Annotated in this window: 9 protein-coding genes; 7 read left to right on the forward strand and 2 right to left on the reverse strand. The window is 60.5% G+C overall.

Features of this window, described 5'->3' with window-relative positions:
* Positions 1–60 precede the first annotated feature (60 nt).
* Positions 61–921 (reverse strand): UTP--glucose-1-phosphate uridylyltransferase GalU, encoded by an 861-nt coding sequence (gene galU, locus ACXAJV_RS12915; RefSeq protein ID WP_475085837.1) that lies wholly within the window; start codon positions 919–921, stop codon positions 61–63.
* 140 nt (positions 922–1061) lie between these two features.
* On the opposite strand from galU, the gene glmM reads away from it, so the two are divergent.
* The 7 genes from glmM to ACXAJV_RS12950 all read left to right on the forward strand — a co-directional run bounded on the left by glmM (position 1062) and on the right by ACXAJV_RS12950 (position 9968).
* Positions 1062–2408: a phosphoglucosamine mutase gene (gene glmM / locus ACXAJV_RS12920; protein ID WP_475085838.1), complete on the forward strand. Its 1347-nt coding sequence runs from the start codon at positions 1062–1064 to the stop codon at positions 2406–2408.
* A 91-nt stretch (positions 2409–2499) separates the two neighbouring features.
* Positions 2500–3810 (forward strand): UDP-glucose dehydrogenase family protein, encoded by a 1311-nt coding sequence (locus ACXAJV_RS12925; protein ID WP_475085839.1) that lies wholly within the window; start codon positions 2500–2502, stop codon positions 3808–3810.
* Positions 3811–3837: 27 nt separating this feature from the next.
* The gene (locus tag ACXAJV_RS12930) at positions 3838–5358 is read left to right on the forward strand and encodes a phosphomannomutase/phosphoglucomutase (protein WP_475085840.1); all 1521 of its coding nucleotides are present in this window, start codon (positions 3838–3840) and stop codon (positions 5356–5358) included.
* 175 nt (positions 5359–5533) lie between these two features.
* Entirely contained in the window at positions 5534–7357 is a 1824-nt protein-coding gene (glmS, locus tag ACXAJV_RS12935; protein ID WP_475085841.1) for a glutamine--fructose-6-phosphate transaminase (isomerizing), read from the forward strand.
* A 173-nt stretch (positions 7358–7530) separates the two neighbouring features.
* Positions 7531–8358: an ABC transporter permease gene (locus ACXAJV_RS12940; RefSeq protein ID WP_475085842.1), complete on the forward strand. Its 828-nt coding sequence runs from the start codon at positions 7531–7533 to the stop codon at positions 8356–8358.
* Between the two features lie 9 nt (positions 8359–8367).
* Positions 8368–9168, forward strand: coding sequence for an ABC transporter ATP-binding protein (locus ACXAJV_RS12945; protein WP_475085843.1), 801 nt, complete (start codon positions 8368–8370; stop codon positions 9166–9168).
* Positions 9169–9218: 50 nt separating this feature from the next.
* Positions 9219–9968 (forward strand): FkbM family methyltransferase, encoded by a 750-nt coding sequence (locus ACXAJV_RS12950; protein ID WP_475085844.1) that lies wholly within the window; start codon positions 9219–9221, stop codon positions 9966–9968.
* Here ACXAJV_RS12950 and ACXAJV_RS12955 read toward each other — a convergent pair whose 3' ends face one another.
* Positions 9969–10394: a hypothetical protein gene (locus ACXAJV_RS12955; protein WP_475085845.1), complete on the reverse strand. Its 426-nt coding sequence runs from the start codon at positions 10392–10394 to the stop codon at positions 9969–9971.
* Between the last annotated feature and the right edge of the window lie 275 nt (positions 10395–10669).

A 10669-nucleotide genomic window follows, 5' to 3' on the forward strand; every position in this document is an offset into this window, starting at 1 on the left:
AGGATCGTTTCCTGTGGAAGCGCGCCTCCCCAGAATCCCGAGCCGTCGCGTGATCACGCTCTAGCTGAAATCCTTCAACATTGCTCGGGCGGCTTCGCCATGCTCCGGATCGGCCGTCGCGTAAGCAAGGTTAGCGCGGAAATAGCCCAGCTTGCTGCCGCAGTCATAGGACGAGCCGTCATATTCCAGAGCGTGGAAGTCCTGGCTGTCCATCAGGCGCACCATGGCATCGGTCAGCTGGATCTCGCCGCCGGCCCCGGCGCCCTGGTCTTCCAGTAGCGGGAAGATTTCCGGCTGCAGGATGTAGCGGCCAGTGATGAAGAGATTCGACGGCGCGCTCTCGCGTGGCGGCTTCTCGACCATGCCCTTCATCTTCATCAGAGGGCCTGACCGGTCGACCGGATCAATGACGCCATAGGCGGACGGGTCTTCGCAAGGCTCTACGGCGATCACATTGCCGCCGACCTTGTCATAGGCCTCGACCATCTGCGCGAGGCAACTCTTGGCGGACTTCACCAGCATGTCGGGCAACAGGATTGCAAACGGTTCCCGGCCGATAATGTCGCGGGCACAGGCGATGGCGTGGCCCAGTCCCAGCGGGGCCTGCTGGCGCACGAAGCTCATCGACCCCGGCGCAGGCCGGATGCGTTCAAGTTCTTTGAGGATGGTGGTTTTGTTCTTTTCGCGCAGCGTGTCCTCGAGCTCATAGGCGCTGTCGAAATAATCCTCGATCGCCGATTTGTTCCGGCCCGTAACGAAGACGAAATGCTCAATCCCGGCGGCGCGCGCTTCGTCGACGACATACTGGATCGCCGGCCGGTCGAAGACGGGCAGCATTTCCTTCGGGATCGATTTGGTCGCCGGCAGGACCCGCGTTCCCAGCCCGGCCACGGGCAGAACGGCTTTACGAATTGGCGACATGTCTTCCCCCGAACGCTGTCAGAACCCTGAGCGAGTTCCAACGCCTAGCCCATAGCAGTACGAGCGTCCAGCGCACCGATTCACTTCGCGTAAGGCAGAAGCTTCTATATAGGAGGCCGGGAAAAGATGAGGGCGGCCACATGGGCAAGAAGTATTTCGGCACGGACGGCGTTCGCGGGCTGACGAACACATTCCCGATGACGGCGGAAACGGCCCTGCGCCTGGGCATGGCAGCCGGCAAGCATTTCGTGCGCCACTCCGGTCGCCATTCGGTGGTGATCGGCAAGGATACCCGCCTGTCCGGTTACATGATCGAGTCGGCGCTGGTCGCCGGCTTCACCTCGGTCGGCATGGATGTCTTCCAGTTCGGCCCGCTGCCGACGCCGGCTGTCGCCCTGATGACCCGCTCGCTGCGGGCCGATCTCGGCGTGATGATCACGGCATCCCACAACCCCTATCATGATAACGGCATCAAACTGTTCGGCCCGGACGGCAACAAGCTCGACGACAAGGCCGAGCTGAAGATCGAAAAGCGCATGGACGGGAGCCTGACCGACGATCTGGCCAAGCCGGCGGATCTGGGCCGGGCCAAGCGGATCGACGATGCTCAGGCGCGCTATATCGAAATCGTCAAATCGACCTTCCCGCGCGCGCAGCGCCTGTCGGGTCTTCGCCTGGTACTCGATTGTGCCAATGGGGCCGCCTACAAGGTGGCGCCGGACGTCTTGTGGGAGCTGGGTGCCGACATCATTCCGATCGGTGTCGAGCCGAACGGCTTCAATGTAAACGAGGAATGCGGTTCCACCGCTCCGGCGCGCCTGTCCAAGGAAGTCGTGAAATACCGCGCCGATCTGGGTATCGCACTGGATGGCGATGGCGACCGGCTGATCCTGTGTGACGAAAAGGGCCGTGTGATCGACGGTGACCAGATCCTCGGCCTCCTGGCGCGTCACTGGAAAGAGCAGGGAGAGCTGAGCCAGGACGCGATCGTCGCCACCGTCATGTCCAATCTGGGTCTGGAGCAATATCTGTCCGGAATCGGACTTTCGCTGGAGCGCACCAAGGTCGGTGACCGCTATGTCACCGAGCGCATGAAGGAAAGCGGGATCAATCTGGGTGGCGAGGCGTCAGGCCATATCGTGATGCCCGATCACGCCCCGACCGGCGACGGTCTGATAGCGGCGCTGCAGGTTCTGCGCGTCGTGAACGAGAGCAAGAAGCGCGCGAGTGACCTCCTCAAAGTGTTCGACCCTGCGCCGCAATTGCTCGAGAATGTCCGGGTCAAGAAGGGCGTCGATCCGTTGGGAACAGAGGCGGTCAAAAAGGCGATCGAGGCGGGCGAGAAGCGCCTCGGCAAGGATGGTCGTGTCCTGGTGCGCGCCTCTGGTACCGAGCCGGTGATCCGGGTCATGGCCGAGGGCGATGAAGCGAAGATCCAGCAGGTTGTTGGCGACATCCGGACTGCCATTGAAGACGTGGTGGGCTGACACGCAGAAAATGCTGTACCTAATCCGCCTTGGGCCTTGCGCCGCCGCATAGGCTCGGCGATACCGGGGCCAGCGAGAATAGGAGTGGCGCATGCGCGTGGCGATGATCGGAACGGGCTATGTCGGACTGGTGTCGGGGGCCTGTTTCGCCGACTTTGGACATGAGGTCGTGTGTGTCGACAAGGATGCGTCCAAGGTCGAGATGCTCAATTCCGGCGGGATCCCGATTTATGAACCGGGTCTTGATCTTCTGGTTGAGCGCAATGTGCGCGAAGGTCGCCTGAGTTTCACCCGGGATATTTCGGATGCCGTGCGCACAGCCGATGCGGTTTTCATCGCCGTGGGCACACCGTCGCGCCGCGGCGACGGATATGCCGACTTGTCCTACGTCTATGCCGCCGCCAAGGAAGTGGCCGAGGTTATGGACGGTTATACGGTCGTGGTTACCAAGTCGACAGTGCCGGTAGGCACGGGTGATGAGGTCGAGCGGATCATCCGTGAAACCCGTCCGGATGCCGATTTCGCCGTCGTTTCCAATCCGGAATTTCTGCGCGAAGGCGCGGCGATCGACGATTTCAAGCGGCCTGACCGCGTTGTCGTCGGTACCAATGACGATCGCGCCCGCACCCTGATGCGCGATCTCTACCGTCCGCTTTTCCTGAATGAGACGCCGATTGTCTTTACCGCACGGCGGACATCGGAACTGATCAAGTACGCCGCCAACGCCTTCCTGGCGATGAAGATCACCTTCATCAACGAGATCGCCGATCTGTGCGAGCATGTGGGCGCCAATGTGCAGGAAGTCGCCAAGGGTGTGGGGCTGGACAACCGGATCGGCGGCAAGTTCCTGCATGCCGGTCCCGGCTATGGCGGGTCCTGTTTCCCGAAAGATACGCTGGCCCTGACGCGCACGGCCCAGGATGCCGGTTCGCCGCTGCGCCTGATCGAGACGGTGGTCGAGGTCAATGATGCGCGCAAGCGGGCGATGGCCGACAAGGTGGTCGCAGCCTGCGGCGGCGATGTGAAGGGCAAGACAATCGCCGTATTGGGCGTGACCTTCAAGCCGAACACAGACGATATGCGCGAGGCGCCGAGCCTGGAGATCATCCCGGCCCTGCAGAAGGCTGGTGCCACGATCCGCGCCTTCGATCCGGCCGGCACGGTCGAGGCGGAAAAGCTCCTGTCCGATGTGGAATTCGTCTCCGGCCCCTATTTCTGCGCCGAAGGTGCCGATGCGCTTGTGATTATCACCGAGTGGAACGAGTTCCGCGCTCTGGATCTGCCGCGGCTGAAAGCGACGATGAAGGCGCCGGTTCTGATCGATCTGCGCAATATCTACACCCACGGCGAAGCCGCCAATGCCGGCTTCGAATACACCAGCGTGGGCCGGCCGCACGGCTAGCCGCTTAACCTGTTCCGGGGAGATATCATGACCGCCAAGCCGCACGCCGCGCTGACACCCAATAGCTGGGCTTTCGAAAATGAAGCCCTGATCAAGCCGACGGGCTTTCGCGAGTATGATGCGCGCTGGTGGTTCGGCCATGCCGGTTCCGACCAGGCGCCGGATCTCAACCTCTATGGCGTCCAGGCGCTGGGGCTGGGTCTTGGCACGCTGATCCACGAGCTCGGTGTCGAGCCGAAAATCGTTGTCGGCCATGATTTCCGCTCCTATTCGCTGAGCGTGAAGCAGGCGCTGGAAGTCGGCCTGATGGCGGCCGGGGTCGAGGTGCACGATATTGGCCTGGCGCTGTCGCCGGTGGCCTATTACGCGCAGTTCGATCTGGACATTCCGTGTGTTGCGATGGTCACGGCGAGCCATAATTCCAATGGCTGGACCGGTGTGAAGATGGGTGCCCAGCGTCCGCTGACCTTCGGGCCGGACGAGATGAGCCGGTTGAAGGAAATCGTGCTCGCGGGGCAGGGCCAGACCCGGTCCGGCGGCGGCTATGTGCGCCAGGCCGGCGTGGCCGAACGCTATCTTGCCGATGTCGCGGACGGTGTGTCGCTGACGCGCAAGCTGAAGGTCGTGGCCGCCTGCGGCAATGGCACGGCCGGCGCCTTCGCGCCGCAGGCCCTGCGGGCCATGGGCGCCGAAGTGATCGAGATGGATTGCGAACTCGATCACACCTTCCCGCGCTACAATCCCAATCCGGAAGACATGAAAATGCTGCACGCCATGCGCGATGCAGTGCTGGAGCATGGCGCCGATGTAGGGCTGGGCTTTGACGGCGATGGCGATCGCTGCGGCGTGATCGACAATGAGGGCGAGGAGATCTTCGCCGACAAGATCGGCCTGATGCTGGCGCGCGATCTCGCGCCGCTGCACCCGGGATCGACCTTCGTGGTCGATGTGAAATCCACCGGCCTGTTCACCATCGATCCGGTGCTCAAGGAGCACGGTTGCAAGACCGACTATTTCAAGACTGGCCACTCCTACATCAAGCGCCGCTCCAAGGAGCTGGGCGCCCTGGCCGGGTTCGAGAAATCGGGTCACTTCTTCCTGCAGCCGCCGATCGGCCGCGGCTATGATGACGGTCTCGTCGCCGCCCGCGCCGTGTTGCAGATGCTCGACCGCAATCCGGACAAGTCGATGGCGGATCTGCGCCGGGCGCTGCCGGTCAGTTATGGCTCGCCGACCATGTCACCGGCCTGCGATGACGAGAAGAAATACGATGTCGTCGCGCGCATCGTGAAGGTTTTTGAGGACAAGAAGGCCGCGGGTGAACAGGTGGCCGGGCGGGCGATCGCCGACATCAATACGGTCAATGGCGTGCGCTTCTCGCTCACCGACGGTGCCTGGGGCCTGGTGCGCGCTTCGTCGAACACGCCGAACCTGGTGGTGGTGATCGAAAGCCCGAACTCCAAAGAGGATGTGGCGGCGATCTTTACCGGGATCGAGAGTGTGCTGGCGCAATTCCCGGAAGTCGGCGCTTTCGACCAGACGCTCTAGAGCCATACACGCTGGCGGATCAGTCTGGTCAACCGGCCTGAACGGGGCTCGCTGACTGTGAAATGCTTTGCAGTACTTGTTTACTGCAAGAGTGTATCTACGGCGGGCGCGCAGTCGTGCCGATCTGGTAAGCCTGGGCGTAACAAAGCATCCCGAAACGGTTCAGGAGCCAGGTATGTGCGGCATCGTGGGAATTATCGGCTCTGGCCGGGTCACTCATCGCTTGGTCGAAGGGTTGAGGCGGCTGGAGTATCGCGGGTATGACTCTGCCGGTATTGCCGTACTGAATGATGCCGGCAAGCTGGAACGCCGCCGGTCACAAGGCAAGATTTCGGAGCTCGACGCGCGGATAGCGGCCGCGCCGCTGGACGGCGGGCTCGGCATCGGGCACACCCGCTGGGCGACCCATGGTGCACCGACCGAAGAAAATGCGCATCCTCATGCGTCGGGTCCCGTTGCGATCGTGCACAACGGAATCATCGAAAATCACCAGGAACTCCGGGACGACCTGATCGCCCAAGGCTTTTTGTTCGAAAGCCAGACCGATTCCGAGGTGATCGCCCACCTTATTGCTTCACATATCAAGTCGGGGCTGAGCATGGGCGATGCGTTCCGGGCGACGATCGACCGTCTGCGCGGTGCCTATGCGCTTGCTGCGATCGACGCGCGTGAAACGGACGCCATATGGGTCGCTCGAGCCGGGAGTCCTCTCGTGATCGGGTTGGGGCAGGGCGAGAACTATGTCGGTTCGGATTCTCTAGCCGTTGCCGGCTGGACCAATCGGGTCATCTATCTCGACGATGGCGACTTTGCGTCGGTCCACGCCGACGGCACCCGGATATTCGACAAGGACGGAGCCGAAATCGTGCGTCCGGTGACAGTGTCCCAATCCGTCGCCGGCTTCGCCGACAAGGGCAATCACCGGCATTTCATGGTGAAGGAGATCTACGAACAGCCCGACGCGATTGCTCGAACGGTTTCCCGCTATCTGGATGCCGGCTCCGGCCGGCTTCGTGACGAAAACCGACTGGAATGGGGCCGGGTCGGCCGGCTTACCGCAACGGCATGCGGCACTGCCTACTACGCTGCGTGCGTCGCCAAGTTCTGGTTCGAAAAACTTGCCCGTCTGGGGGTCGAGACCGACGTGGCATCGGAGTTCCGCTACCGGGATCCGGTGATCGGCGAGGGCGATGCGGCGCTTTTTGTTTCCCAATCGGGTGAAACCGCCGATACGCTTGCCGCTCTTCGGTATTGCAAGGCTGCGGGAGCCAAGGCACTCGCCGTTGTGAACGTTGCGGAGTCGTCGATCGCCCGGGAGGCCGACACGGTCGCGATGATCGATGCGGGCCCTGAAATCGGAGTCGCATCGACGAAGGCGTTCACCGCCCAGTTGTCAGCTTTGCTCTGCCTGGCGATCGAGGCCGGTCGCGCGCGAGGCGTGCTGTCAGAGGCGGACGAGACGGCGTTCGCGAAAGCGATCCTCGAGACACCCCGCCTGGTAAATGCCGCGCTGTCGGCCGAAGCGCAGATCGAGCGGATGGCGCACGATCTGACCTCTGCGCGGGATGTGCTCTATCTCGGGCGTGGCCTCTTCCATCCCCTTGCGATGGAGGGCGCGCTGAAGCTGAAGGAAATCAGCTATATCCATGCTGAAGGATATGCAGCCGGCGAACTCAAGCACGGTCCGATCGCGCTGATCGAGGAGGGAACACCTGTCGTCGTTGTTGCCCCTCATGACCAGCTGTTTGAAAAGACGCTTTCGAGTGTTCATGAAGTCGCGGCGCGGGGCGCCGAGGTAATCTTGATCACTGACAGCCGGGGTGCGGCGGAGGCTGGAAAAACCGTCTCGCAGGTGATCACCATACCGGATTGTCCGGAGGTCATAAGGCCGATCGTTGCAGCAATTCCCATCCAGCTGCTTGCCTACCACGTTGCGGCGCTCAAGGGGACTGATGTGGACCAGCCGCGCAACCTGGCAAAATCGGTGACGGTTGAGTAGGCCGGAACGGCCTCGATCCGGGGGCGGGAAGCCGTTTTGAACTACCGCCGCCGGCTACGTATCCATGGGCGCAAACCACGAACGGCCGTATATCGGGATGGACACTATGCGACGGGTCATTTACCCCCGGGAGAAGACGAGTGATCGCGAGCTTCTGACCCGTACCTGCCACCATGAACCCAGCAACCAAGATTTATGATCCGCATGCCTCGCGTGGTGTGACGGGTTTTTTGTCCGATCTCTGGGTCGGGCTTTCCATGGTGGAGCTTTGGCGCGCTTTTGCCTGGGACGAAATCCAGCATCGATATCGTAGAAGCGCGCTCGGTATCTCGTGGATCGTACTGTCTTTCCTCATGTTTGTAGCTGGCGTATCGCTCTTCTTCGCGGGTTTCTCCGGAAGAGGCGTCGAGAGCTTTGTAGCCTATGTCGCCATAGGATACGCCGCATTCATATTCATAACCGGAAATTTCGTAGACGGATGCCAAGTCTTTACGTCGTCCAGTGTCTGGATCAAGGCGATGTCTTTGCCTTACTCGGTGCATGTATATCGTAGTCTTTTTCGGTCATTGCTGACTTTTTTCCTTCAGATGATTGTTGTCGTTCCAATCATCCTGTGGGCGGGAGTTCGCCCCGGCATAGAAATGCTCCTGGTTGTGCCTGCTGTTCTGGTTTATCTGATCAATGCCGTGGCTGTTCAGTACTTGCTTGGACTGGTTGCTACCCGTTTCCAGGATATTGGCCATCTGGTGACGTCAGTCATGCGGCTGATGATCTTTGTGACGCCTATTCTGTGGGTCCGCGAGGGGTTGCAGGGCGCGCGGGCGTTTGCCGCTGATCTCAATCCCCTTACGCACTACGTCGAGATATTCCGGGCGCCGCTTCTCGGTGAAATGCCGCGCTCAACAAGCTGGCTTGTTGTGGTGATACTGACGATCATGGTGTGGGGTATGGTGGCAGTTGTCGCCGCAGCCTTTCGCCGTCGACTCCCTTACTGGCTCTAGGGGCGACAAATGTCTCGGATCGTTGTCGAAGATCTTGTTGTTACCTATCCCCTGTTCAACAGGGCGAAGAGCTCACTCGATACGCAAACAGCTCCACTGGATGCGGGGGAAGATTTCGGCGGCGCTCGTCAGCGCCTCGTCCGGGACCGTCGCGGCTATGTCAAGGGAGTGCGGGCACTCGACGGCGTATCGTTCCGGGTTGAGGAGGGCGAGCGGATTGGTCTCGTGGGGGCCAATGGTTCCGGAAAGACAACGCTGCTGCAGGTGCTGGCGGGAATCTATTCGCCGGAGCAAGGGCGGGTTCAGGTCGAAGGGCGCACTACCAGTCTTGTGAACATCAATCTGGGCATGAGCAGCGAGGCGACTGGAAACAAGAATATCACGTTGCGCGGCCTTGCTTCCGGTCGAACGCGGTCGGAGATCGAAGCGCGTCGCGCCGAGATCGCGGCATTTGCTGGTCTGGGCGAGTTTATTGACCTTCCTGTTTCGACGTACTCGGCCGGTATGCGCATGCGTCTCAACTTTGCCATCGCCACGGCTTTCGAGCCCGAGGTCCTGATCCTCGATGAGTGGTTGTCTGCGGGCGATGCCAAGTTCCGCAAAGCTGCAGCCAGGCGAATGGTCGAGTTTGTCGGGCAAGCCGGTATTCTGATCCTTGCATCCCACAGCGTCAGTTTGCTGCAGGAGAACTGCACGCGGGGCCTCTGGCTCGATGACGGGCAGCTGAAGCTTGATGGCCCTATCGAGGAAGTCCTGAAGGCCTATGAGCAGGACGGAAACCGCTTGGTCGGTGCGACGGCGCGAGCCTGAGTGAGAACTGGAGAACTGCGCGGTGCCGTGGTTCCAAGAGGGGTGCGACGGTGCGATTCGATGTCAATGAGCTCTTTCTCGGTCCGCGCAGACTGATGCAGCGTATCCGTTCGATGCGGCGCGGCGCTTCGAGAACGCCCCGGAAGTTGGAAGCTCTCCAGATACTGCGAGACAGGGGGGTTCGCATTACGAGTATCGTGGATGTAGGTGTGCTCCACGGCACCCCTGAGCTCGTGGATGTGTTTTCCGATCTGCCACATATCCTGTTCGAACCCGTCGCCGAATGCGCATCCCAGATTGAAAAAGTCTATCGGAATGTGGACTACACGCTCGTCCAGAAGGCGGTCGGGGACCGGGATGGTCATTGTAGCCTCCGGATACGCGGCGAGGCGGGGGCGCTGGCATCCAGCGCTCATGTAGAGCGCGCAACAGGCGAAGATGTCCGATCCGTGGAGCTAATATCCCTGAACACATTCAACGCTCAGGCAGGGCCTTTTGAAGAGTGCTTGTTGAAGATTGATACCGACGGTCACGAGGAAGCGGTCCTGCAGGGTGGCGGCGAATTCATCTGCAAATGCTCTGTCGTGATTATTGAGTCCACAAACGCCAATATTAACGGAATTCTGGAGCTGATGTTCGGAATGGGCTTCCTGATTTTCGATATAGTCGAGCCTTGCTATTACGACGGCGCCTTGTGGCAGGTGGACATAATTTTTGTCAGGAAAGATATTATGGGAATCAGCTTTGATACGATTTCCGACAAGGGCGTCGATTTCTCGAAGTACGAAATATTCAAATAGCTACATGTTACTGAATATGGCTTCCTCTTCCGTCGCGTAGACAGGCGTGATGTCCAGGAGGTGAAGCGTTCGCGATGTTGAGAAGCCGCTTCTCCGGACCGTTGCGATTGTCGTTGAGCGGCCGATCATGAAGTACTGACCGCCAAGATAACCGTCGAGTGCAGCTGGAGGAGTGGTCTCCGTGTCCGCCATCACAACAGTCCATCCGTCGATTTCTTGCGGAACCTCGTGTCCGGCCTGAGCCAGGTCGGATACTGTGCCCAAAACCTCGCGGGCTTCGATGTATCGTTGAATCCGGACAGCCGCATTCACGGTTTGCTCCAGCATCGAGTACAGCGGAGCAAGTGCAATTGCGAGGAGCGCAACAGCTGCGAGTGACTCGATGACACTGAAGGCGCGCCGCAGGCCCTGCGTACCTTTATTCATTCAAGTAACGTCACGAAGTTCTGAAGCAGAAGCACGGCACCATATCCGGCCGCAATCCCCGGGGCAAACGGCATTCTGCGCCTGGCTGCGTGTGAGGTGGCAAGTGCGATGCCACCCGTTGCTGCTACGGCAGCGAGAAGAGCAAATGGGACCGTGCCGGGCGCGATCCATGTCCCGCACGCGCCGGCGAAGAGAATATCGCCCCAACCAATACTTGCCCCGCGCGTGCGGTTCGAAGTCAGCTGCCGTGCAAGTAGCAGGACGGCGATCGACAT

This window comes from Maricaulis sp. ABE4_448, assembly GCF_056160825.1.

Excerpts from the sequence above, each read along its gene's own strand:
- galU (WP_475085837.1), bottom strand. The coding sequence starts at position 921 with ATGTCGCCAATTCGTAAAGCCGTTCTGCCCGTGGCCGGGCTGGGAACG.
- glmM (WP_475085838.1), top strand. The coding sequence starts at position 1,062 with ATGGGCAAGAAGTATTTCGGCACGGACGGCGTTCGCGGGCTGACGAAC.
- ACXAJV_RS12925 (WP_475085839.1), top strand. The coding sequence starts at position 2,500 with ATGCGCGTGGCGATGATCGGAACGGGCTATGTCGGACTGGTGTCGGGG.
- ACXAJV_RS12930 (WP_475085840.1), top strand. The coding sequence starts at position 3,838 with ATGACCGCCAAGCCGCACGCCGCGCTGACACCCAATAGCTGGGCTTTC.
- glmS (WP_475085841.1), top strand. The coding sequence starts at position 5,534 with ATGTGCGGCATCGTGGGAATTATCGGCTCTGGCCGGGTCACTCATCGC.
- ACXAJV_RS12940 (WP_475085842.1), top strand. The coding sequence starts at position 7,531 with ATGAACCCAGCAACCAAGATTTATGATCCGCATGCCTCGCGTGGTGTG.
- ACXAJV_RS12945 (WP_475085843.1), top strand. The coding sequence starts at position 8,368 with ATGTCTCGGATCGTTGTCGAAGATCTTGTTGTTACCTATCCCCTGTTC.
- ACXAJV_RS12955 (WP_475085845.1), bottom strand. The coding sequence starts at position 10,394 with ATGAATAAAGGTACGCAGGGCCTGCGGCGCGCCTTCAGTGTCATCGAG.